This is a genomic window from Buchnera aphidicola (Eriosoma lanigerum) (assembly GCF_964059125.1).
In the GTDB taxonomy this organism is placed as follows: Bacteria; Pseudomonadota; Gammaproteobacteria; order Enterobacterales; family Enterobacteriaceae; genus Buchnera_D; species Buchnera_D aphidicola_C.
Window position 1 is genome coordinate 516,219 of sequence record NZ_OZ060395.1, and the last position, 25,099, is coordinate 541,317.

A 25,099-nucleotide genomic window follows, 5' to 3' on the forward strand; every position below is an offset into this window, starting at 1 on the left:
TAAATATTATTAAAAAATTAATTATAGGAATCCTTGTGCAACTATTTAGACAATTAAAATGGTATTTTATAAAAGAATGGAAACGATATTTAGGATCAATTTCTTTATTAATCATTATTTCTATTTTACAACTTTTACCTCCAAAATTAGTTGGAATTATTGTAGATATAGTTACTCAAAAACATATTCATACAAATAAAACAATATTATGGATTATCTTAATGTTTCTTACTGCTATAGCAGTTTATATTCTACGTTATATATGGAGAATACTTTTATTTGGAGCTTCATATCAACTAGCAGTGGAGTTAAGAGTAAAATTTTATTCTTGTTTAAGTAAACAAGAACCTATTTTTTATTTAAAAAATAGAACTGGTGATTTAATGGCAAGAGGTATTAATGATGTAGACAGAGTAGTATTTGCTGCAGGAGAAGGAGTATTAACATTAGTAGACTCATTAGTAATGGGTTGTTCAGTACTATTAGTAATGAGTACTAATATTAGTTGGAAATTAACTATAATTTCATTATTACCTATGCCTATTATGGCATTATTAATAAAAAAATACGGAAAACAATTACATCAATATTTTAGACAAGCACAATCTGCTTTTTCTTCTCTAAACAATCAAGCTCAAGAAAGTTTAACTAGCATAAGAATGATAAGAGCATTTGGATTAGAAAAACATCAATCAAAAAAGTTTTCTCAAACAGCTAATGAAGCTGGAATAAAAAATATGAAAGTTGCTAAAATTGATGCTAAATTTGATCCTACAATACACTTAGCAATTTCTTGCTCAAATTTACTAGCTATCACTTGTGGAGGATGGTTAGTATGGCATGGAAAAATTAGTTTAGGACAACTAACAAGTTTTATAATGTATTTAGGATTAATGATTTGGCCTATGCTAGCATTTGCTTGGATGTTTAATATCGTAGAAAGAGGAAGTGCAGCTTGGGATCGTATTCAATCTATTTTTATAAAAAATCAAGATATATGTGACGGTAATATCAACGTACCTAAAAAATCTGGGAAATTAGAAATAAAAATTGAAAAATTTTGTTATCCTAATAACAAAACTTATTGCTTAAAAAAAATTTATATTTCTATTCTACCTGGAAATAATTTAGGAATTTGTGGTCCAACAGGTTCAGGTAAAAGTACTTTAATTCGATTAATTCAAAGAAATTTTAATATTTCAGAAGGTGAAATTTTATATCATTACTTACCTTTATCCAATATTAAAATTGAACAATGGAGAAAAAAATTAGCAGTAGTCAATCAAACTACTTTTTTATTTTCTGATAGTATTGCAAATAATATTGCATTAGGAAAACCAAAAGCAACACAAAAAGAAATTGAAGAAGTTGCTAAATTAGCTTATGTACATAAAGATATCATAAGATTACCAAATGGATATTGTACAAAAGTTGGAGAAAAAGGAGTAATGTTATCAGGAGGACAAAAACAAAGAATTGCTATTGCAAGAGCGTTATTATTAAATTCAGAATTCTTAATCTTAGATGATGCTTTATCTGCTGTAGACGCTTATACTGAAAATAAAATTTTAACAAATTTAAAATTAAAGAAAAGTAATAAACATACAATAATAATTTCTACTCATAGATTATCAGCTTTATCAAAAATGAACGAAATCATAGTTATGAAAAATGGTACAATTAATAAACAAGGATCTCATTTATCTCTTATGAAAGAAAAAAATTGGTATAGTGATATGTATCACTATCAAGAAACACAAAAAAAATATGAATAATAACATTTATAATACAAGGAAAATTAATAAAATGGCTAATGTAGTAAAATTTTGGCCTGTACTACAACGTTTATTGAAATATGGTATACCTTGGAAAAAGTTATTAATTATAGCTAGTCTATTATTATTAATTGCATCAATTGCAGAAGTATTAGGTCCTATATTAATTAGTTATTTTATTCATAATATTTTAGAACAACAATGTTTAAATATAAAATTAATCATATCTATTATTATTACTCTAATTATATTACAAATTATTGCATCTTCATTACATTATTTTCAAACTATTTTATTTAGTAAAATTGCTATTAATATAGTACAAAAATTAAGATCTGAAGTAATAGATGCTGCTTTGCAGCAACCTATGTCTGTTTTTGATAATCAACAAATTGGACAAATTATATCTAGAGTTACTAATGATACCGAAGTTATTAAAGAACTGTATGATACCGTAATAGTAACTGTTTTTAGAAGTATTACTTTAATTACTGTAATACTTATAGCTATGTTTACTTTAGAATGGAGAATGGCATTAATTTCTATTACTATTTTCCCATTTATAATAACTGTAATGTTTATTTATCAACATTATAGTATACCAATTTTAAGAAACGTTCGATATCATCTAGCTAATATCAATAATAAATTCAATGAAATAATTAATGGAATGGACGTTATACAACAATTTTCGCAACAACATAGATTTCAACAATCCATACACAATACCTGTCAGGAGCATTATAATTCAAGGATGCAAACGTTAAAATTAGATGGATTTTTACTCAGACCTCTTCTAAGTTTGTATTCAGCTATAATTTTATCTAGTCTTATGATTTTATTTAGTATGTTTCCAATGAATTTTTTTGAAGTTGGAGTATTATATGCTTTCATAAATTATTTAGGACGTTTAAATGAACCATTAATTGCAATTACTACTCAACAAAGCATATTACAGCAAGCTATTGTTGCAGGAGAAAGAATATTTGAACTAATTGATGCTCCTCAACAATACTATGGAACAGATTTATTACCATTGAAAACTGGAAAAATTGAAATAAAAAAATTAAATTTTAAATATAAAAAAAATGAAACAAATAACATATTAAACAATATTAATATTTCTATACCATCAAAAAGTTTTTATGCTTTTGTAGGATATACTGGAAGTGGTAAAAGTACTTTAGCTAATATACTAATGGGATATTATCCTATTGATGAAGGAGAAATCTATTTAGATAATAGATTATTACATTCCTTAAGTCATGAAGTATTACGAAATAATATTAGTATGGTTCAACAAGATCCTATTATTCTAGCTGATACATTTATGTCTAATATAACTTTAGGAAAAAATATTCAAGAAGAACAGGTATGGAATATATTAAAACAAGTAAAATTAGATCAACTTGCTCGATCTATGAAAAATGGTATTCATTCTTTATTAGGTGAACAAGGAAACAATTTATCAGTTGGACAAAAACAATTACTATCAATTGCTAGAATATTAATATCTCATCCAAAAATTTTAATATTAGATGAAGCTACAGCTAATATTGATTCTGAAACAGAAAAAAATATTCAAGAAGCAATAAAATTAATACAAAAGCAAACAACATTAATTGTTATTGCTCATAGATTATCTACTATTATAGAAGCTGATAAAATTATTGTTTTTAACAAAGGATGTATTGTAGAATCAGGAACACATAATCAATTAATTAAAAAACAAGGAAGATATTGGGAAATGTATAAATTACAATTAAACAATTTATCAAAAAAAGATCAATTAAATTATAAATACTAATTGAATAATTATAATTTAATTATATACATTAATGATTAATTTAGACTAATCATATGTTCTGTTAGTTTGATTAGTACCTGTTTAATTTAATTTGGATGCTTTCTTCCGAACCTGACCAGATATTTAAATTTACACTACTAATTTACTAACAGAACCATAAATAATAATACTTCATTATTAATTTAAAATTGTAACATACTATTTTAAAAATATAAATATTTTTACATAAATTATATTTAATATTTTTTAATATATTAATTTATAATATATTAAAATATTACAATTTTAAACAAGAAACATATTAATTTATGAACTACAAAGTGTTAGCAAGAAAATGGAGACCACAATCTTTTGATCAAATATCTGGTCAAAAACATATTATCCAAGCTATTAATAATAGCTTATTAATTAATAAAATTCACCATGCTTGGTTATTATATGGAATTAGAGGAACTGGTAAAACTAGTATAGCTAGAATACTAGCAAAAACTCTGAATTGTACTAATTTAACTAATATACAAGCATGCAGAATATGTAATAATTGTATAAATATAGAAAATGGTACTTTTTTAGATCTTATAGAAGTAGATGCAGCTTCAAGAACTAAAATAGAAGATATGAAAGATTTACTAAACAACATTCATTATGCACCGATCAAGGGTAAATATAAAATATATTTAATTGATGAAATTCATATGTTATCTAAACATAGTTTTAATGCTTTACTAAAAAATATTGAAGAACCACCTGATTATATCAAATTCATTTTCGCAACCACTAATATAGAAAAAATACCCAAAACTATTATATCTAGATGTTTACAATTTAATCTAAAACCAATTTCAGAATCTGAAATATGTAAAAGAATTAAAAAAATTTTAATACAAGAAAATATTACTTTTGAAGAAAATGCTATTAAACATATTGCAATATTTTCCGAAGGTAGCTTAAGAGATGGATTGAGCTTAACTGAACATGCTATAGCACTAGGTAAAGGTAATATTTCTACTAATCTAGTATATGAAATTACAGGTTCTATTAGTGATCAATTGGCAATACAAATAGTTTCAGCATTACTAAATAATAATACTGAATTAATTATAAACATATTTAATGAAATGAATCAAAATAATATAGAATGGGATCAAATATTATCAACAATTTTAAGAATACTACATCATATAGCTATGATACAATCGTTTCCATTGATGTGGAAAAATACAAATATAAATAAAATACATAATAATATCTTACAAAATTTAATTCATACGATATCTCCTATTACTATTCATAAATGTTACCAAGAATTAATTATAGGAAAAAAAGAACTAAAATTTGCTCCCAATGCAAAAATAGGTGTAGAAATGGCTTTATTGAGATTAATAAATCTTAATAAAGAAAAATAAAATAATAAAATATTTTTAAAATAGAAATAATTAAATTTAATATATATCTAAAATTAAATAATTCTAATATAGAAATTTATTACTATTATAAAAATATAATAAATAAAAATAGTAAATAATTTATCTATATTTATAATAATACCGTACTATAAGTATGGTGAAAATTAATATATATATATTACTTATAATAATACAAATGATAATAATTAAAAGTAAATGTTTATCTAATACTAATTAATTATATAAATATAGAAATTTTTAAATGATAATTAGTATCAACTAATTTCTATTATGATATATTACATGTAATTCTAAACAAAGGTTAAAATATGTTTAATAAAAATGGTTTGGGAAACCTAATGCAACAAGCACAAAACATGCAGGAAAAAATAGAGCAAGTACAAAAAGAAATTTCTTCCATGGAAGCTACAGGAGAATCAGGAGCAGGATTGGTAAAAATTACTATTAATGGTCTATATAATTGTAAACAAGTAAAAATAGATCCCAGTTTATTAGTTGATGATGATATTGAAATATTAGAAGATCTTGCAGCAGCTGCTTTTAACGACGCTTCCAGAAAGATAAATGAAGCAAAAAAACAAAAAATGGAAACAATATCAACAGGAATGAGTCTTCCTTCTGGTTTTAATATTCCTATTTAAAAATACGTATTAAACATCATATATACATAACATCAATAAACTATATATATTAAAAAAAAAATAGATATTATAAATAAATTAAATTTCAAAAAATATACAATTAAATACATTATATATATAAAAATATAAATACATTTAATAAATTATTACTAAAGGATATATATGAATAATATAAAAAAAACTACATATAGTTTTCAATCTGAATCCAAACAACTATTACATCTAATGATTCATTCGTTGTATTCTAATAAAGATATTTTTCTTAGAGAACTTATATCTAATGCTTCTGATGCCATAGAAAAATTAAATTTTCAGTCAATATCACACCCCAATCTTTATGAAAAAGACGCAAAAACTAAAATTCAAATTTCAATTAATGAAAAAGAAAAAACTATAATCATTAGTGATAACGGAATTGGTATGACAAATCAAGAAGTTATTGATAATTTAGGAACTATTGCTAAATCAGGTACTAAATTATTTTTAGAATCTATAGAAAAAATAGAAAAAAATAATAATCAGTTTGTAGGTAAATTTGGAGTAGGATTTTATTCAGCATTTATCGTATCTAAAAAAGTATCTGTATCTACTCGTTATGCAGGTATGCCTATTGATCAATCAACATTATGGGAATCATTAGGAGAAGGAGAGTTTTCAGTATCTACAATTAAAAAAGAAACCAGAGGTACAGAAATTTGTTTATATCTTAAACCAGAAGAAGAAGAATTTTTACAAATTTGGAAAATTAAAAGTATTATCAGTAAATATACTGATCACATTAATGTACCAATAGAAATACAAACATTTGATGAAAAAAATAAAGTATATACATGGGAACAAATTAATAAAGCTACTGCTATTTGGACAATAAACAAATCTAATATAAATAATCAACAATACAAAGACTTTTATAAACAAATTACAAATGAAGAAAATGAACCTTTAATATGGAGTCATAATCAAGTTGAAGGAAAATTAGAATATATTAGTTTACTATATATTCCTATGAAATCTACTTGGGATTTATGGAATAAAGAAAATAAAAATGGACTTAAATTATATATTAAAAAAATTTATATTATGGATAATGCTGAACAATTTTTGCCTAATTACCTTAGATTTGTAAAAGGTATTATTGATTCAAATGATTTACCGTTAAATATTTCTCGAGAAACCTTACAAGAAAATAAAATTAGTCAACAACTTAAAAAGTCTTTGACAAAAAAAATACTACAAACTTTAACAAAATTAGCTAATGAAGATAACGAAAAATATAAAATTTTCTGGAAAGAATTTGGATTAGTATTTAAAGAAGGTCCAGCTGAAGATCATGAAAATAAAAATATTATATTAAATTTACTACGTTTTTCTGCTATTTCCACAGAAAGTCAAGAACAAACATTGTCATTACAAAATTATATACAAAATATGTTACCTGAACAAGAAAAAATTTATTACATAACTTCTGATAGTTATAATTCTGCTTATACTAGTCCTCATCTTGAATTATTCAAAAAAAAGAAAATTGATGTATTACTTTTATCAGATCGAATTGACGAATGGATGATGAATTATATAACAGAATTTCAAGGGAAAAAATTTCAATCAGTGAGTACTACTGACAGCTCTATTAATAAATTAACTGAAGATAACAATAACGCAATCAATAAAAAAGAAAAAGAAACTGAAATATTATTGTTTATTGAAAAAATAAAATCAATACTAGGAGATCAAGTAAAAGACGTAAAATTAACTTATAAATTAACTAATACTCCTGCTATAGTAGTTACTGATGCTAATGCCATGACCACTCAAATGGCTAAATTATTTTTAGCTGCTGGACAATCTGTTAATCCAATTAAATATATATTTGAAATTAATCCTAATCATAAATTTATTAATAAAATAATGAATATAAAGAACGAAAATGAAATAAAAGATTGGATATTTTTGTTATTTGAAGAAGCATTACTTGCTGAAAAAGGAACATTAGAAAATCCTAATCAGTTTATTAATTTAGTAAATAAATTATTGTTAATTCAAAACAATTAAACTATTTTGAAAATAATGTTCAGATACTTCATTGATTTGTATTAAATTTAATGAATTATCTGAATACATGTTATTATATTATAGTTATTTAAAAAAAATTCACACTATCTTAATATAAATTATTAATGTAATAAAAAAAAAAGAGAAGTCTAATGAATATTATTTTACTAGGTCCTCCAGGAACAGGAAAAGGAACTCAAGCTCAATTTATAAAAAAAAAGTATAATATTCCACAAATATCTACTGGAGATTTATTAAAAAATATCTCCTCAACAGTAGAAAATAAACAAAAAAATGAAATATTAGAAAAATTAAAACAAGGAAAATTAATTAAAGATGAAATTGTTGTTAATTTAATTCAAAATAGAATAATAAAATTAGATTGTAAAAATGGATTTTTATTGGACGGTTTTCCAAGAACATTAAATCAAGCAAATTATATGAAAGAAAAAAAAATTAAAATAAATTATATAATTGAATTTTGGTTACCTACATCATTTATCATGGAAAGAATTATAGGTAGACAAATACATAAAAATTCTGGAAGAATCTACCATAAAACATTTTATCCTCCTAAAATAGAAGGAATTGACGATATCACTGGAGAAAAATTAATAACTAGATATGATGATAATAAAGATATAATCTTAACCAGAATAAAAGAATACAAAAAATTTACAATTCCATTAATTAAATATTATTTGAAAGAACAAGAAAATAGAAATTTAATTTATAAAAAGATAGATTCTAGAAACTCAATTAACGTTATACAAAAAGAAATAATAAATTTATTAAATTAAATCAAAAAAAAATATTATTATTTAAAATAATAATATAAAATATAATTAAAAAAAAAATTAACAATTAAAGATATTGCGTTCTATAGGACTCGAACCTATGACCTACGGCTTAGAAGGCCGTTGCTCTATCCAACTGAGCTAAGAACGCATGTTTATAAAAAGTATATTATACTGCTTAAGTATAATCTAGGTCAATATTATTTAATAATAATCATTAATTATTTTAAATATGTATATTTAAAATAATTAATAATACAATTTCATTAATAATATAATATATATATAACAAAAATGATCAATAGGATACTAATAGTTTATTATGATAGCAAAAATTATAGATGGTCGTTATATAGCAGACCAAATATGTTTAAACATTAAAAACGAAATTAATAAACAACTAAAAAAAGGTAAAAGAAAACCTGGTTTAGCAATAATTTTAATTGGTTCCGATGATGCTTCTCAAATATATGTTCAAAAAAAAGAACTGGAATGTAATAAAGTAGGTATCAAATCAACTATTATACATATAAAAAATAATATTACTGAAAAAAAAATGATATCTATTATTCATAATTTAAATAAAGAAAATAAAATTGATGGTATTTTAATACAATTACCTCTTCCTAAATATATGATTCCTACAAATATACTAAGTAATATTGAAATTAACAAAGACGTTGATGGATTACATCCTTATAACATTGGATTATTATGTCAACGTACACCTAAATTTCGTGCGTGTACTCCTTATGGAATTGTAACTTTATTAAAATATTATAAAATTAATACTTATGGATTACATGCAGTAATAGTGGGTGCATCTAATATAGTGGGAAGACCTATGAGTATGGAATTATTATTAATCGGTTGCACAATTACAGTAACTCATAGATTTACTAAAAATTTAAAATATTATATACAACAAGCTGATTTACTAATAGTAGCTGTAGGAATTCCAAATTTCATACATGGAACATGGATTAAAAAAGGAGCTGTTGTAATTGACGTAGGAATTAATAAATTAAAAAACGGGAAAATTATTGGAGATATAGACTTTGATTCTGCATTAATTCATGCATCTTATATTACTCCTGTACCAGGAGGAGTAGGACCTATAACCGTAGCTACACTTTTAAAAAATACGTTTCAAGCATATACAAAAAAAAAAGAAACATAAAAATATATAATATATAATTTTATTTATTTTATTTTATACCATTTAGTACCATATTTTGTATCTTTTATATTAATACCATGAGAATTTAATTTTTTTCTTAATATATCTGCTTTTTCCCATTCTTTATTAGTGCGATATTGTTCTCGCAACTTTATTAATAAATCTATTTCCATGATATTATAATTATATTTATTTTTATCTCCTGTTAAAAAATATTGATTTACGTTAAAAACAAAACCTAATATTCTACCTAATAATTTTAATTTGTATGCAAAAAAATTAACTTTATCTATATTAATACTAACTAATTTATAATAATTTATTTTTTTTACTAAATTAAATAAAATTTTTAATGCTTGAGGAGAATTAAAATCATCTTTCATAGCTTGATGAAAATTTATTTCATCTTCTATAATAAAATTTTTAATAGGAATATAATTATCATCCGTACCTAATAATGAAAAGTAAATTTTTTGTATACATCTTTCTGCAATTTTTACATTTTTTTCATCATAATACAGAGGACTTCTATAATGTGTAGATAAAAAAAAATAACGTATTGTTTCTCCATTAAATTTTTTTAACATTGAATTCAATGTAATAGAATTATTTAATGATTTAGACATTTTGTTATCGCTTACAATTAACATTCCAACGTGAATCCAATAATTAATTAAAAAATTACTATTAAAACAAGTAGATTGCGCTTTTTCATTTTCATGATGAGGAAATAACAAATCTATTCCACCACCATGAATATCAAATGTATTTCCTAAATATTTATCTGTCATGGCTGAACATTCAATATGCCAACCAGGGCGACCTGAACCCCATGGAGAATCCCAAATATAATTTGAATTATCAATACGTTTCCATAATACAAAATCATTTTTATTCTTTTTGTTATTAATTGTTAATAAAATTTTATTTTTTGATTGTAATTTTTTTAAAAATTGATTAGATAAATTTCCATATTCTAAATAACTACTTACAGAAAATAAAACATCACCATTATTACTAATATAAGCATGTTTTTTATTAATTAATGTACCAATCATATGAATAATTGAATCTATACAATTAGTAACACGAGGCTCAATAGTAGCTGGTAGCATATTTAACATAGAAAAATCACTATGCATAGCATTAATCATACGATTTGATAACTCTATAAAATTTTCTTGATTATGTATAGATCTAGTAATAATTTTATCATCAATATCTGTTATATTACGAACATACTTTACTTGATAATTACATTCTTTAAAATATCGAATAATTAAATCAAAAAATATGAAAGTCCTACCATGTCCTATATGACAAAAATCATACACTGTAATTCCACATACATATAAATCAACTTGTTTTTTTTTAATTGACTTAAATATTTCTTTATTACGAGTTAATGTATTAAAAATTTTTAACATAAAAAGTAATCTCGATAAAAATTTAATAAAAATCATACTAAATCCACAATTATTTTGCATAATATTTTTTTATTTAAAAATATATAATTTTTATTATATATAATATTTTTTACTATAAAAAAATAAATATATATTTCATATTATTAATATAAAAAATATTAATAAACAAAACTATATATAGATCAACTCATATAATTAAATAACATATTTAAAATAAAATTTATAAAATAAAAAAAATAATATATAATTAACATTCTAATTTGAATTTATACATGTAAATAAAAAAAATTACATTGATTATTCAAGTTAGAATGTTAATTATATATTATTTTTATTTCTTTTAAATAAATAATGCATACATATATATATAAAAAATTTATAACAAGTAACACAATTTAAAAATTAAAATTATATTAATAAAAACCAGAAGGATATAATGAGAAAAAAACTACAAGAAATGTTAACATTTCCTTGTTATTTTACATATAAAATTATTGGTCTATCACGTCCAGAATTAATTGATCAAATTATTAGAGTCGTTCAATTATGCATACCAGGAGATTACATTCCACAAGTTAAGTCTAGTAATAAAGGAAATTACTTATCTGTTTCAATTACAATTTGTGCAAAAAATTTTGAACAAATTGAACAATTGTATAATGAAATTAGTCAAATTAGTATGGTAAGAATGGTATTCTAATAATAGAAATCCTCTATATATATATAGAAAAAAAGCATACATAACTAAAATAATTATATTAATTATTTTAAACTCATATTTAGATAATTATTTTGTATATACATACATATACAAAATAATATATAAAATGATAAAAATTTAGAACGTGTAAGAATTACTTTTACACGTTCTATTTTATTAAAACAATTTTGCAATTTTAAATATAATCTAAGATTACAAAAAAATTATATACTAATAACATTAGCAGCTGATGGTCCTTTAGCACCTTCAGTAATTTCAAATTCAACACTTTGTCCTTCAGTTAACGTTTTAAAACCATTACTTTGGATAGCTGAAAAATGAACAAAAACATCTTTACTTCCATCTTCAGGAGTGATAAATCCAAAACCTTTAGACTCATTAAACCACTTAACATTACCTTTAATCTTAGACATCTATTGTTACCTTAAATAAAAAATATAAACTAAACTTAAAAAATAAGTTAGTAAATTACTTATATTGATTTGATTAAATATGATTTTTTAAAAAATAAACATTACAATAAAAAACTAATCTTTAATTACTGTAGATTTAAAATAATTAATCTATTGTTATTTAAGAATATTTTTTATTTATAATTGAATATATTTTAAATAAGAAGAAGTGTATTTTATAATTAATTTAAAAAAATATCTAGTTTTTAACTTAATTATTATTTTAAAAAGAAGTATTTTAAAAAATATATGCCTGGCAATTTCCTACTCTCACACAGGGAGACCCTGTACTACCATCGGCGTAAAAATGTTTCACTTCTGAGTTCGGAATGGGATCAGGTGGTACCAAATTGCTATTTTTACCAGGCAAAAATATAATATATTAAATAATTAAATTTGTCAACAAGATTTTAATCTTATTTATTATTGAAAAACACCTCTGGTGTTGTAAGGTTAAGCCTCTTGGGTCATTAGTACTAGTTAGCTAAACATATTGCTATGCGTACACATCTAGCCTATCAACGTCGTAGTCTACAACGTCCCTTCAGTTAACAATAAATTATTGTTCAGGGAAGACTAATCTTGGGGCAAGTTTCGTGTTTAGATGCTTTCAGCACTTATCTTTCCCGCATTTAGCTACCGGGCAATGCCATTGGCATGACAACCCGAACACCAGTGATGCGTCCACTTCGGTCCTCTCGTACTAGAAGCAGCCCCCCTCAATCTTCCTACGCCCACGGCAGATAGGGACCGAACTGTCTCACGACGTTCTAAACCCAGCTCGCGTACCACTTTAAATGGCGAACAGCCATACCCTTGGGACCTGCTTCAGCCCCAGGATGTGATGAGCCGACATCGAGGTGCCAAACACCGCCGTCGATATGAACTCTTGGGCGGTATCAGCCTGTTATCCCCGGAGTACCTTTTATTTGTTGAGCGATGGCCATTCCATTCAGAACCACCGGATCACTAAGACCTGCTTTCGCATCTGCTCGCGTTATCACGCTCACAGTTAAACTGGCTTATGCCTTTGCACTAACCTCACGATGTCCGACCGTGATTAGCCAATCTTTGTACTCCTCCGTTACTCTTTGGGAGGAGACCGCCCCAGTCAAACTACCCACCAGACATTGTCTCCATACCGGATAACGGTACAAGATTAGAATACTAAACTGTAAAGGGTGGTATTTCAAGGTTGGCTCCATTTAAACTAGCGTTTAAATTTCATAGCCTCCCACCTATCCTACACATTAAAGATCAATATTCAGTGTCAAGCTATAGTAAAGGTTCACGGGGTCTTTCCGTCTTGCCGCGGGTATACTGCATCTTCACAGCAATTTCAATTTCACTAAGTCCCGGGTGGAGACAGCCTGGCCATCATTACGCCATTCGTGCAGGTCGGAACTTACCCGACAAGGAATTTCGCTACCTTAGGACCGTTATAGTTACGGCCGCCGTTTACCGGGGCTTCAGTCTAAAGCTTCAGGTTTCCCTTTACTTCTTCGATTAACCTTCCGGCACCGGGCAGGCGTCACACCGTATACTTCCACTTTCATGTTTGCACAGTGCTGTGTTTTTAATAAACAGTTGCAGCCAGCTGTTATCTTCGACTAACTTCAGCTTTAAGAGTAAATCTTATTACTTACATGCTAGCGTGCCTTCTCCCGAAGTTACGGCACTATTTTGCCTAGTTCCTTCACCCGGGTTCTCTTAAGCGCCTTAGTATTCTCTACCTAACTACCTGTGTCGGTTTATGGTACGATTTAATATTACCTGATGCTTAGAGGCTTTTCTTGGAAGCGTGGTATTAATTACTTCATTACCGTAGTAATTCGTTATCATGCCTCAGATTAAAAATGACCGGATTTGCCTAATCATTATACCTACACATTTAAACCAGGACAACCGTCGCCTGGATAATCTAACCTTCTCCGTCCCCCCTTCGCAGTAATATTAAGCACAGGAATGTTAACCTGTTATCCATCGACTACGCCTTTCGACCTCGCCTTAGGTATCGGCTTACCCTATCCCGATTAACGTTGGACAGGAACCCTTAGTCTTTCGGCGAGCAGGTTTTTCACCTGCTTTATCGTTACTCATGTCAGCATTCGCACTTCTGATACCTCCAAAACATTTCTCAATATTTCTTCATTGGCTTACAGAACGCTCCCCTACCCAACTAAAAAACAAATTAATTGTCGCAGCTTCGGTGCATAGTTTAGCCCCGTTACATCTTCCGCGCAGGCCGACTCGACCAGTGAGCTATTACGCTTTCTTTAAATGATGGCTGCTTCTAAGCCAACATCCTGGCTGTTTATGCCTTCCCACATCGTTTCCCACTTAACTATGACTTTGGGACCTTAGCTGGCGATCTGGGTTGTTTCCCTCTCCACAACGAACGTTAGCACCCGCTGTGTGTCTCCCGTGATAACATTCTACGGTATTCGGAGTTTGCATCGGATTGGTAAACCGGGATGGCCCCCTAACCGAAACAGTGCTCTACCCCCGAAGATGAATTCACGAGGCGCTACCTAAATAGCTTTCGGGGAGAACCAGCTATCTCCCGGTTTGATTGGCCTTTCACCCCTAACCACAGGTCATCCGCTGATTTTTCAACATCAGTCGGTTCGGTCCTCCAGTTAGTTTTACCTAACCTTCAACCTGCCCATGGCTAGATCACCGGGTTTCGGGTCTGTATCTTGAAACTTAAAAAAAATTCGCCTGTTTAGGACTCGGTTTCCCTTCGGCTCCCCTATTAGGTTAACCTTGCTACAAAATACAAGTCGCTGACCCATTATACAAAAGGTACGCAGTCACTCTATAAAAAAATTGAGCTCCTACTGCTTGTACGTACACGGTTTCAGGATCTATTTCACTCCCCTAACCGGGGTTCTTTTCGCCTTTCCCTTACGGTACTAGTTCACTATCGGTCAGTCAGGAGTATTTAGCCTTGGAGGATGGTCCCCCCATATTCAGACAAGATTTCTCGTGTCTCGCCCTACTTTTTGAGTTCACAATAAAAATTTTTTCGTATACTGGGCTATCACCATGTATCGCTGATTTTTCCAAATCATTCTACTAAAATAAGTACTGAAATAAACTCTAGGCTTTTCCCTTTTCGCTCGCCACTACTTAGGGAATCTCAATTGATTTCTTTTCCTCAAGGTACTTAGATGTTTCAGTTCTCTTGGTTTGCTTTACTAACTTATGAATTCAGTATAGTAATGATACTTTTTTTAATAAGTATCGGGTTTCCCCATTCGGATACCACCGGCTATAACGTTTCATATCAACTTACCGATAATTTTCGCAGATTAGCACGTCCTTCATCGCCTCTGACTGCCAAGGCATTCACCATGTACGCTTATTTGCTTAACCTTACAACCCACAGGTGTCTTATTATCTAAAATTACAATAATAATAAAATTTTTCTTGTTGCCAAATTTTTAAAGAGCAAAAAACAATAATTCATTTTCAATTAAAACTAAGTTAATATAACATAAAATTTCAAAATAGTATACAACAAAAATAATTAAATACTATAATTTTATGTCCCCTAGGGGATTTGAACCCCTGTTGCCGCCGTGAAAGGGCGATGTCCTAACCACTAGACGAAGGGGACAAAAAAATAAATTCTTATATTTATATATGTTACATATTGAACGTAAAGAGTCAAGTTTTTTTTTTATTTTAATAATAAACTATATAAACATTAAAAAAAAAATAAACACTTTATAAATATATTACCATAAAATTCTAATAAACATTAGAATAGATAAAACAAACATAAATAATAATTTTGATCAATATTCTATTCAGAATGAATTGTATTTCTTAAAATATTAATTACTGGTTCTATTTCAGGACGTATTCTGTGCCATAGAAAGAAAGAAGCAGCTGCTTGAGCAACTAACATACCCATACCATCTTGTACATCTCTAGCTCCGTTTTTTAAACACCAAGACAAAAAAGGAGTTTGTTCTCTTTTTTGTGTATAATACATATCGTAACAATACCTAGTATTATTAATTACTTTACTAGAAATCATTGGTATATCACCAGTTACACCAGAAGAAGTAGCATTAATAATTAAATCAAAAGAAAAATTAATTAATTCATACTGTTTCAAAATTGTAATTTTTTTATATTTATTAAAATGTAATACTAATTTTTCCGCATTAGAAAATGTACGATTAAAAACAAAAATTGAACAATTCAAATCTAATAGAACATTCATTATACCATAAGCTACTCCTCCAGCTCCTAATAATAATACATTATCTTTTTTTTTTAAAAAATTTAATTTACGTAAATCATATAGTAATCCTTCTCCATCCGTATTATCTCCTAAAATTATCTTATTACTTAATTTTATTAAAGTATTTACAGAACCAGCTATATTAGCTCTATTTGTAACTTGATCCGCAAATAAAAAAGCTTCTTTTTTAAAAGGTAATGTAATATTAACACCCTTACCTGATTTACTAAAAAAATCATTTAAAAAAAATACTAAATTATGTTTGTTTACTAATTTAGCAGAATAATTATGAACAATACCTGTTTGTTTAGCAAACTGTTTGTGAATAAAAGGGGATAAAGAATGTTCAATCGGATTACCTACAACAACAAATTCAGATATAGTATTATCCATAACGAACTATTTCTCCAGTAATAAGATTAAAAATAGAAGAAGGTTTTTTGTTAATTCCCAAAGGTCCACGTAATAACATTATATTTTTTCCAAATTGTTTGTAAAATTCTTCTACCGTCCTACAAGGTAATAGTCCTGTTAAATTAGCACTAGTAGAAATAATAGGTTTTCCAAAAAGAGAACATAAATTTTTTACTACTTTATGATTTGTGATACGAGTAGCTATAAAGGATGAATTACCATTTAACCAATATGGAACATTATCATTAGCTGGTAATAAAAAAGTTTTATGTCCTGGCCAATAAGAAGATAAAATTTTTTTATGCGATAATAAAATTTTTTTTTCTAATATATAAGGTTTTAATTGATCATAATGCGCGGCAATTAATATAAAACCTTTGTTAATATTTCTATTTTTTAATTTGATTAATGAAAAAATTGCTGATTTACTATCTGGATCACAACCAAGACTAAATACTGATTCAGTAGGATATGCTATAATTTTTTTTTTATTTAATTGATTCACAACATCACTTACAGTATAAACGCTAGAATAATTAATATTATGAACATTATTAAACATATATTATTAACATTAAAATAAAATTGATAGTATCTTACAATATAATTGTAATCAATGAGCAATAACAATAAATAATTTACTTATTTAAAAAACAAAAAAATCAATATTTATATATATTTATAATATTAATAATATATTATTTATATTAATATATTTTAAAAAATTATTCTTATAATACTTAATATTAAGTATATTACATATTATTAAATAATCATTCTTATTTAAAAACACTGCTATATCAAGTAAAACAAGTAAAATTTGAGCTGTAAATTTATATAAAACAGTTTATAATAATCATTAATTATTTTTTATCAAAGTATATTTTAAAATATTTATGTCAGTTCTAAATTTATTATATTACCCCGATCCAGGTTTAAGAATTAAAGCTGAACCTGTAAAAAAAATGAATTCTAAAATAAACAAAATCATTAACGATATGTTTGAAACAATGTATTTTCAAGAAGGAATAGGACTCGCTGCTACACAAGTAGGAATCAATTTAAAAATAATTGTAATTAATATAGATCAAATAGAAGAAATTGTATTAATCAATCCTAAATTAATAGAAAAGTATGGAAACTCATACATAGAAGAAGGTTGTTTATCCATTCCTGATCAACGGGCAAAGATTAACAGATCAAATTTTATAAAAATACAAGCTATTAATAGAATTGGAAATAAAATCGAAATAACAGCATCATCATTACTTTCAATATGTATTCAACATGAAATGGATCATTTAGAAGGGAAATTGTTTATTGATTATTTATCATTATTAAAACAAAATCGAATTGAAAAAAAAATAAAAAAACTATATAAATTTAAAAATCATAATAAATATGAAATATAATACAATTATATGTTAAAAATAATATTTGCCGGAACACCAGAATTTTCTGCTCAACATTTAAATGAATTAATTAAATCTAAATATAACATTGTAGCTGTTCTTACAAAACCAGATCAACCTTCTGGAAGAGGCAATCAAACCACTTTTTCTCCAGTTAAAAAAATTGCTAAAAAACATAATATTCCAATATTTCAACCAAATATATTAAATTATTCAATTCAATCTTCTTTATCTTGTTTTAATGCAAATATAATGATTGTAGTTGCATATGGTTTAATACTTCCAAAAATAATATTAAATATGTTTCCTATGGGATGTATTAATATTCATGCATCTTTGCTACCTCGTTGGAGAGGTCCATCTCCCATACACAGTGCTTTATTAGCAGGTGATAAATTTACTGGAATTACTATTATAAAAATGGATAATAATATTGATACTGGTGATATTCTATACTCAAGAAAATGTAATATTACAAATATAGATACTACAAAATCTTTAACCAAAAAATTAATCCAATTAGGAATTCAATGTATTTTAGTTACATTAACAAACATTATCAAAAAAATAGTGATATATCAAAGACAAGATCATTTAATATCAACATATTCAAAAAAAATACAAAAAATTGATGCTAAAATTAATTGGAATAACGAAGCACAAGTAATAGATAGAATGATCCGTGCATATAATCCATGGCCTATAAGTTATTTTATTATTCATAATATTCGAATAAAAATATTTAAAGCTCAAATTATACCAAATTACATTTATAAAGAAAAATGTATCGGGAAAATTTTATCTATTAATAAAGAAGGAATAAATATACAAACCGCAACTGATATAATACAAATTCAAGAAATACAATTTCCAGGTAAAAAAATAATTACATCAATAGATATTTATAATTCCAAAAAAAAATGGTTTATTCCAGAATCAATATTAAAATAAATTAAATAAATATAATATATTATTACCTTAAAGTACAATTTTATTCAATAAAATATTGTTACACTAGAAATTAAAAAAACGGTATCTAATACCGTTTTTTTTAATTATTATAATTAAATTAATCATCATACATTTAATATAATAAAACAAATTTAAAAATATCAAACACAATCAATTTTAATTTAAATACTATCTTTTTTATTTTGTATTCGATCTACTAATTCGATATAAGCTAATGCAGCATTATCACCCACACGAAATCCACATTTTAATAGTCTAGTATAACCACCTAATCTAGTATTATACCTAGGACCAAGAGTATGAAATAACTTAGCTACTATTTCATTATTTCTTAATTTAGAAAATAGTAATCTACGATTTGATAAAGTGTCTGTCTTTGAAACAGTTATCAAAGGCTCAACAAATCTACGAAGTTCTTTTGCTTTTTCTAAAGTGGTTTTAATAATTTCATGACGAAATAATGAACATGACATATTTTGAAACATAGATTTAAGATGACTACGATTTCGATTAAACTTCCTACCAATCTTGCGATGTCGCATACCGTATCCTTAATTATATTACTTTAAACAATATAAACAAAAAATCATTCATCTATAATTTTTTTAGGAGGCCAATTTTCTAAATGCATACCTAATGATAAATTTCTTGCTGCTAATACATCTTTAATTTCAGTTAAAGATTTTTTACCTAAATTAGGTGTTTTTAATAATTCAACTTCAGTTCTTTGAACTAAATCACCTATGTAATGTATTGATTCCGCTTTTAAACAATTAGCAGAACGAACAGTTAATTCTAAATCATCTACTAAACGTAACAAAATAGGATCAATACTTGGTTTTTCCTCACGTACTTCTGGTTCACTTACATCTTTTAAATCTACAAAAGCCTCTAATTGTTCTGATAAAATTGTAGCTGCTCTTCTAATTGCTTCTTCAGGATCAATAGTTCCATTAGTTTTCATTTCAATGATTAACTTATCTAAATCAGTACGCTGTTCTACTCTAGCAGCTTCCACATTATAAGAAATCTGATCTATGGGACTATAACAAGCATCAACTAATAACCTACCTATAGTATTTTTACTATCTTCTAAAGATATACGAGCAAAAGCAGGAACATAACCACGACCACGTTGTACTTTAATTCTCATATTTATAGAAGAATGAACATCAGTTAAATTACAAATAACATGTTCTGGTTTAATAATTTCAACATCTGAATGATAAGCAATATCAGATGCAGTGACTATTCCTATTCCCGTTTTATGTAATGTAACTATTACTTCTTCTTTACTATGTAATTTAATTGCTAATTTCTTTAAATTTAATAGAATTTCAATAACATCTTCTTGTACTCCTTCTTTACTACTATATTCATGAAGAACTCCATCAATTTCTACTTCTGTTACAGCACAACCTGGCATTGAAGAAAGAAGTATACGACGCAAAGCATTGCCTAGAGTATGTCCAAATCCTCTCTCTAATGGTTCAAGTGTAACCTTTGCATGTGTAACATTTATTTGTTCTATTTCTACTAATTTTGGTTTTAAAAAATCATTTACAGAATTCTTCATGAATTACCTCACCTCACTTCCATATATACACATTATTTAGAATAAAGTTCAATAATTAAATGTTCATTAATATCTGCAGATAAATCCGTACGATCAGGAATTCTCGTTATTATTCCTTCCATCTTATGTATATCAACTGTCAACCAAGTTGGTTGTTCTCTTTGTTCAGATAATTCTAAAGCAGCTTTAATACGAGATTGATTTTGAGAATTCTTATGAACTGTAATAATATCATTTTTTGATAATTGACAAGAAGGGATATTAACAATCTTAAAATTCACTAATATTGATCTATGGCTTACTAATTGTCTTGCTTCTGATCTAGTAACGCTAAAACCCATTCGATAAACTATATTATCTAATCTATATTCTAATAATTGTAATAATTTCTCTCCAGTATTACCTTTTAGCCTAGCTGCTTTATTATAATAATTTCTAAATTGACGTTCTAAAATTCCATATAATCTTCTAACTTTTTGTTTTTCACGTAACTGAACTGCATAATCTGATAAACGAAGTTTTCGAGCACCATGTTGCCCAGGTGGATGATCAATCCTACATTTAGAATCAATGGAACGAAAACCAGACTTTAAAAATAAATCAGTTCCTTCTCTTCTGCATAATCGTAATTTTGGTCCTAAATATTTTGCCATTATATTTTATATTCCTATATCTAAAAATCTAATTTATACTCGACGTTTTTTGGGAGGACGACAACCATTATGAGGTATTGGTGTTACATCAGTAATATTAGTAATCTTAAAACCTGCCGTATTTAAAGCTCTAATAGTAGATTCACGACCAGGACCTGGTCCTTTAACCATTACTTCTAAATTTTTTATTCCATAATCTTTAACTAAATCAGCACAACGCTCTGCAGCTACTTGAGCAGCAAAAGGAGTAGATTTTCTTGAACCTCGAAACCCAGAACCTCCAGAAGTAGCCCAACCTAAAGTATTACCTTGACGATCAGTAATACTTACAATGGTATTATTAAATGAAGCATGTATATGAGCAACCCCATCTAAAATTTGTTTTTTTATACGTTTTCTAGTACGAATTACTGGCTTAGCCATACTATAAACTCCTGACTATTAAATTACTTTTTTATTGATTTTCTAGGACCTTTTCTTGTTCTAGCATTTGTTTTTGTTCTTTGACCTCTTACCGGTAGACTTTTTCTATGTCTTAAACCACGATAACATCCTAAATCCATCAATCTTTTAATACTTAACGTTATATCTCTTCTTAAATCACCTTCTACAATAAATTTAGATACTGCTTCACGTAATAATTCTACTTGTTTTTCTGATAAATCAGCAATTTTCATTTCTTCAGATATACCTGTAGAAAAACAAATTATTTTAGCACGAGCTTTTCCTATACCATAAATTGCTGTTAAAGCAATAATAGCATGCTTGTTATCAGGAATATTGATACCTGCAATACGAGCCACTATTTACTCCTTGATCTTGATAGTTACAATTTTTTATTTTTAACAAATAATAATCAATAATATTATTATTTATATATATAATTAAAATAAATACAATTATCCTTGACGTTGTTTATGCTTTGGATCGTTACTACAAATAATCCGAACAACATTTTTTCTTCGAACAATTTTACAATTTCTACATAATGTTTTTACTGATGCTCGAACTTTCATTATAACACCTCAAAAAAAATATCTAACATATTATTTTGTTAATGTTTTATATTAAAATTAGTTTTTTTTAAAATTGAATCATATTGATTTGACATAATCATAGTTTGTATCTGCAAAATAAAATCCATAATTACGACTACTACTATCAGTAACGAAGTTCCACCAAAATAAAATGGAACATGTATAGCATTCCTAAGAAATTCTGGAATTAAACAAATAAAAGTAATATATAATGCATTAATTAAAATTAAACGTAACATAATTTTCTTTATATATTTTGCAGTTTGCTCTCCTGGTCTAATTCCAGGAATAAATGCTCCTGATTTCTTTAAATTATCAGCTGTCTCACGAGGATTAAATAATAATTCTGTATAAAAAAAACAAAAGAAAAATATAGTACTAATATATAAAATTAAATATAACGGTTGATTAGGTTGTAAATTCCATACTATCAATGAAAACCAATGGAAATAATGCATACTTCCAAACCAAGAAACTATAGTAGCAGGAAATAAAATTAAACTAGAAGCAAAAATAGCTGGAATCACACCTGACATATTTACTTTTAATGGTAAATATGTACTATGTGAAGAATACATTTTCCTACCTTGTTGACGACGTGCATAATTAACAAAAATTTTTCTCTGGCTTCTTTCAATACAAACTACTAAACAAGTAATAGAAAATACTAATATTAAAATTACAAATAATAATAAAACGGATAAATTTCCTTGTCTTATTTCTTCAATAGTGTTTCCAATAGCTCCAGGAAATCCTACCAAGATACCAGTACAAATAATAATAGAAATACCATTTCCTATTCCACTTTTAGTAATTAATTCTCCTAACCACATTAAAAACATAGTTCCTGTAACTAAACTAATAATAGCTAAACAATAAAAACTGAAATTTAAGTTGACTACTAAATTTTGCATTCCTGGTATATGTGGAAAACTAATAGCAATACCTATAGATTGTAAAATAGATAAAAACAAAGTAGTATACCTTATATACCGATTAATCTTTTGTCTTCCTATATCTCCTTCTTTTTTTAGATCTTTTAACTTAGGATGCACTAAAGTTAAAACTTGCAATATAATTGATGCAGAAATATATGGCATAATTCCTAAAGAAAAAATTGAAGCATGACTTAAAGCTCCACCAGAAAACATATTAAACATCTCAACAACGGTTCCTTTTTGATAATTAATTAATTGAGATAATTCAATAGTGTTAATTCCTGGTATAGGAATAAATGTTCCAATTCTAAATACTAATAAAGAAAAAACGAAAAATAACAACCTTTTTTTTAATTCTGTCAGTCCAGAATTAATATTATTAGTATTAATTTTTAATATCTTACTCATTATATACTAATTTTCCTCAATTATTTTACCACCAGCTTCTTCAATTTTTAATCGAGCACCTTTTGTAACACGTAATCCCTGTATAATCAATGGTTTGTTAATTGTTCCGGAAAGAATGATTTTTACATACTTTATATTACTATTAATTAAATTATATAATTTTAATTGTTCTAAATTAATAATATTATTTTTAATTTTTTCTAATTCAAATAATCGAATTTCATCCGTTAGAATTTTTTTTCTAGAAGTAAATCCAAATTTTGGTATACGTCTGTACAATGGCATTTGACCTCCTTCAAAACCACGACGAATACTACTACCAGATCTAGATTTTTGACCCTTATGTCCTCTACCTGAAGTTTTTCCTAAACCAGAACCAATTCCTCTACCTAATCTTTTTTTACTTTTATAAGAATTTTTTGATCCTTTTAAAGTATTTAAATACATTTCTTACTCCTCTCTTACTTCTAACATGTAAGAAATTTTTTTTATCATTCCTCTAATAGCATTATCATTATTACGATATACGCTATGTCCAATTCTTCTTAATCCTAATCCTTTCAAAGTAGATTTATGTTTTGGTAAACGTCCTATAGAACTTTTAACTTGCGTAATTTTTATTTTCATAATCATTTGAGAATTAACCTAAAATTTCATCTATAGATTTATTGCGTTTAGCAGCTATCATATCTGGAGAATTCATATTCTCCAATCCTTTCATAGTAGCTCGAACAACATTAATAGGATTAGTAGAACCATACGATTTAGCTAATACATTATGAATTCCAGCAACTTCTAACACTGCTCTCATAGCACCTCCTGCTATAATTCCCGTACCATCAGAAGCAGGTTTCATAAATATCATAGAACCTGTATGAAATCCTTGTAAAGAATGATATAAAGTTTTATTCTTTAAAGGAATAGTAATCATATTTCTTCTTGCTTTTTCCATTGCTTTTTGAATAGCAGCTGGTACTTCTCTTGCTTTTCCATAACCAAAACCTACTTTTCCTTCTCCATTTCCTACTACTGTTAAAGCAGTAAATGAAAAAATACGACCACCTTTAACCGTTTTAGATACTCGATTCACAGAAATTAATTTTTCTTGTAATTCAATACCTGTATTTTTTTCTAAATTAGCCATCCAATTAT

General features: G+C 26.5%; 24 protein-coding genes, 2 tRNA genes, 2 rRNA genes and 1 other RNA gene. 10 read left to right on the forward strand and 19 right to left on the reverse strand.

All coding sequences use genetic code 11. The annotated features are described in order from the left end of the window. Positions 1 to 35 precede the first annotated feature (35 nt). Both AB4W75_RS02125 and AB4W75_RS02130 read left to right on the forward strand, forming a co-directional pair. Positions 36 to 1,775 carry a SmdA family multidrug ABC transporter permease/ATP-binding protein gene (locus AB4W75_RS02125; protein WP_367679323.1) on the forward strand — a complete coding sequence of 580 codons (1,740 nt, stop codon included), beginning with the start codon at positions 36 to 38 and terminating at the stop codon, positions 1,773 to 1,775. 31 nt (positions 1,776 to 1,806) lie between these two features. After that, positions 1,807 to 3,582 (forward strand): SmdB family multidrug efflux ABC transporter permease/ATP-binding protein, encoded by a 1,776-nt coding sequence (locus AB4W75_RS02130; RefSeq protein ID WP_367679324.1) that lies wholly within the window; start codon positions 1,807 to 1,809, stop codon positions 3,580 to 3,582. A 59-nt stretch (positions 3,583 to 3,641) separates the two neighbouring features. Here the strand turns inward: AB4W75_RS02130 and ffs are convergent. Then, an RNA gene (gene ffs / locus AB4W75_RS02135) (signal recognition particle sRNA small type) lies at positions 3,642 to 3,733 on the reverse strand. A gap of 157 nt (positions 3,734 to 3,890) precedes the next feature. Here ffs and dnaX point away from each other — a divergent pair. The 4 genes from dnaX (at position 3,891) to adk (ending at position 8,502) form a co-directional block, all read left to right on the forward strand. After that, on the forward strand, positions 3,891 to 4,988 hold the full coding sequence (gene dnaX, locus AB4W75_RS02140; protein ID WP_367679325.1) for a DNA polymerase III subunit gamma/tau: 1,098 nt from the start codon (positions 3,891 to 3,893) through the stop codon (positions 4,986 to 4,988). 329 nt (positions 4,989 to 5,317) lie between these two features. Further along, positions 5,318 to 5,650: a YbaB/EbfC family nucleoid-associated protein gene (locus tag AB4W75_RS02145; protein WP_367679326.1), complete on the forward strand. Its 333-nt coding sequence runs from the start codon at positions 5,318 to 5,320 to the stop codon at positions 5,648 to 5,650. Between the two features lie 162 nt (positions 5,651 to 5,812). Beyond that, on the forward strand, positions 5,813 to 7,702 hold the full coding sequence (gene htpG / locus AB4W75_RS02150; RefSeq protein ID WP_367679327.1) for a molecular chaperone HtpG: 1,890 nt from the start codon (positions 5,813 to 5,815) through the stop codon (positions 7,700 to 7,702). Positions 7,703 to 7,854: 152 nt separating this feature from the next. Further along, entirely contained in the window at positions 7,855 to 8,502 is a 648-nt protein-coding gene (adk, locus tag AB4W75_RS02155; protein WP_367679328.1) for an adenylate kinase, read from the forward strand. Positions 8,503 to 8,576: 74 nt separating this feature from the next. On the opposite strand, the gene AB4W75_RS02160 is transcribed toward adk, so the two are convergent. After that, a tRNA-Arg gene (locus AB4W75_RS02160) sits at positions 8,577 to 8,650 on the reverse strand. A 171-nt stretch (positions 8,651 to 8,821) separates the two neighbouring features. Between AB4W75_RS02160 and folD the strand changes: the two genes are divergently transcribed. Further along, positions 8,822 to 9,679, forward strand: a complete 858-nt coding sequence (folD, locus tag AB4W75_RS02165) for a bifunctional methylenetetrahydrofolate dehydrogenase/methenyltetrahydrofolate cyclohydrolase FolD (RefSeq protein ID WP_367679329.1) — start codon at positions 8,822 to 8,824, stop codon at positions 9,677 to 9,679. 23 nt (positions 9,680 to 9,702) lie between these two features. On the opposite strand, the gene cysS is transcribed toward folD, so the two are convergent. After that, positions 9,703 to 11,106, reverse strand: coding sequence for a cysteine--tRNA ligase (gene cysS / locus AB4W75_RS02170; protein ID WP_367679330.1), 1,404 nt, complete (start codon positions 11,104 to 11,106; stop codon positions 9,703 to 9,705). A gap of 436 nt (positions 11,107 to 11,542) precedes the next feature. Between cysS and ybeD the strand changes: the two genes are divergently transcribed. Beyond that, positions 11,543 to 11,806, forward strand: coding sequence for a DUF493 family protein YbeD (gene ybeD, locus AB4W75_RS02175; RefSeq protein ID WP_367679331.1), 264 nt, complete (start codon positions 11,543 to 11,545; stop codon positions 11,804 to 11,806). Between the two features lie 224 nt (positions 11,807 to 12,030). Here the strand turns inward: ybeD and cspE are convergent, their stop codons facing one another. The 6 genes from cspE to AB4W75_RS02205 form a co-directional block, all read right to left on the reverse strand. Continuing rightward, complete coding sequence (gene cspE / locus AB4W75_RS02180; RefSeq protein WP_367679332.1) at positions 12,031 to 12,240, reverse strand: transcription antiterminator/RNA stability regulator CspE; 210 nt, start codon at positions 12,238 to 12,240, stop codon at positions 12,031 to 12,033. Between the two features lie 290 nt (positions 12,241 to 12,530). Continuing rightward, positions 12,531 to 12,646, reverse strand: a 5S ribosomal RNA gene (rrf, locus tag AB4W75_RS02185). Positions 12,647 to 12,728: 82 nt separating this feature from the next. Then, positions 12,729 to 15,657, reverse strand: a 23S ribosomal RNA gene (locus AB4W75_RS02190). A 172-nt stretch (positions 15,658 to 15,829) separates the two neighbouring features. Next, a tRNA-Glu gene (locus AB4W75_RS02195) sits at positions 15,830 to 15,901 on the reverse strand. 189 nt (positions 15,902 to 16,090) lie between these two features. Then, the gene (aroE, locus tag AB4W75_RS02200; RefSeq protein WP_367679681.1) at positions 16,091 to 16,918 is read right to left on the reverse strand and encodes a shikimate dehydrogenase; all 828 of its coding nucleotides are present in this window, start codon (positions 16,916 to 16,918) and stop codon (positions 16,091 to 16,093) included. A 4-nt stretch (positions 16,919 to 16,922) separates the two neighbouring features. Next, positions 16,923 to 17,513 (reverse strand): Sua5/YciO/YrdC/YwlC family protein, encoded by a 591-nt coding sequence (locus tag AB4W75_RS02205; protein ID WP_367679333.1) that lies wholly within the window; start codon positions 17,511 to 17,513, stop codon positions 16,923 to 16,925. 334 nt (positions 17,514 to 17,847) lie between these two features. Here AB4W75_RS02205 and def point away from each other — a divergent pair, with 334 nt between their 5' ends. Then, positions 17,848 to 18,363, forward strand: coding sequence for a peptide deformylase (gene def / locus AB4W75_RS02210; protein WP_367679334.1), 516 nt, complete (start codon positions 17,848 to 17,850; stop codon positions 18,361 to 18,363). 9 nt (positions 18,364 to 18,372) lie between these two features. After that, positions 18,373 to 19,314, forward strand: coding sequence for a methionyl-tRNA formyltransferase (fmt, locus tag AB4W75_RS02215; protein WP_367679335.1), 942 nt, complete (start codon positions 18,373 to 18,375; stop codon positions 19,312 to 19,314). Positions 19,315 to 19,496: 182 nt separating this feature from the next. On the opposite strand, the gene rplQ is transcribed toward fmt, so the two are convergent. From rplQ to rpsE, 10 genes are all read right to left on the reverse strand, one after another. Further along, the gene (gene rplQ / locus AB4W75_RS02220; protein WP_367679336.1) at positions 19,497 to 19,877 is read right to left on the reverse strand and encodes a 50S ribosomal protein L17; all 381 of its coding nucleotides are present in this window, start codon (positions 19,875 to 19,877) and stop codon (positions 19,497 to 19,499) included. Positions 19,878 to 19,921: 44 nt separating this feature from the next. Further along, positions 19,922 to 20,911 carry a DNA-directed RNA polymerase subunit alpha gene (gene rpoA, locus AB4W75_RS02225; RefSeq protein WP_367679337.1) on the reverse strand — a complete coding sequence of 330 codons (990 nt, stop codon included), beginning with the start codon at positions 20,909 to 20,911 and terminating at the stop codon, positions 19,922 to 19,924. Between the two features lie 32 nt (positions 20,912 to 20,943). Continuing rightward, on the reverse strand, positions 20,944 to 21,564 hold the full coding sequence (rpsD, locus tag AB4W75_RS02230; protein WP_367679338.1) for a 30S ribosomal protein S4: 621 nt from the start codon (positions 21,562 to 21,564) through the stop codon (positions 20,944 to 20,946). A 33-nt stretch (positions 21,565 to 21,597) separates the two neighbouring features. Then, the gene (gene rpsK / locus AB4W75_RS02235) at positions 21,598 to 21,987 is read right to left on the reverse strand and encodes a 30S ribosomal protein S11 (RefSeq protein ID WP_367679339.1); all 390 of its coding nucleotides are present in this window, start codon (positions 21,985 to 21,987) and stop codon (positions 21,598 to 21,600) included. Positions 21,988 to 22,010: 23 nt separating this feature from the next. Continuing rightward, positions 22,011 to 22,367 carry a 30S ribosomal protein S13 gene (gene rpsM / locus AB4W75_RS02240; RefSeq protein WP_367679340.1) on the reverse strand — a complete coding sequence of 119 codons (357 nt, stop codon included), beginning with the start codon at positions 22,365 to 22,367 and terminating at the stop codon, positions 22,011 to 22,013. Between the two features lie 96 nt (positions 22,368 to 22,463). Continuing rightward, positions 22,464 to 22,580 (reverse strand): 50S ribosomal protein L36, encoded by a 117-nt coding sequence (gene rpmJ / locus AB4W75_RS02245; RefSeq protein WP_367679341.1) that lies wholly within the window; start codon positions 22,578 to 22,580, stop codon positions 22,464 to 22,466. Positions 22,581 to 22,618: 38 nt separating this feature from the next. Continuing rightward, entirely contained in the window at positions 22,619 to 23,947 is a 1,329-nt protein-coding gene (secY, locus tag AB4W75_RS02250) for a preprotein translocase subunit SecY (RefSeq protein ID WP_367679342.1), read from the reverse strand. Positions 23,948 to 23,953: 6 nt separating this feature from the next. Further along, complete coding sequence (rplO, locus tag AB4W75_RS02255) at positions 23,954 to 24,394, reverse strand: 50S ribosomal protein L15 (protein WP_367679343.1); 441 nt, start codon at positions 24,392 to 24,394, stop codon at positions 23,954 to 23,956. 3 nt (positions 24,395 to 24,397) lie between these two features. Continuing rightward, the gene (rpmD, locus tag AB4W75_RS02260) at positions 24,398 to 24,580 is read right to left on the reverse strand and encodes a 50S ribosomal protein L30 (protein WP_367679344.1); all 183 of its coding nucleotides are present in this window, start codon (positions 24,578 to 24,580) and stop codon (positions 24,398 to 24,400) included. 7 nt (positions 24,581 to 24,587) lie between these two features. Then, complete coding sequence (gene rpsE / locus AB4W75_RS02265) at positions 24,588 to 25,091, reverse strand: 30S ribosomal protein S5 (protein WP_367679345.1); 504 nt, start codon at positions 25,089 to 25,091, stop codon at positions 24,588 to 24,590. Between the last annotated feature and the right edge of the window lie 8 nt (positions 25,092 to 25,099).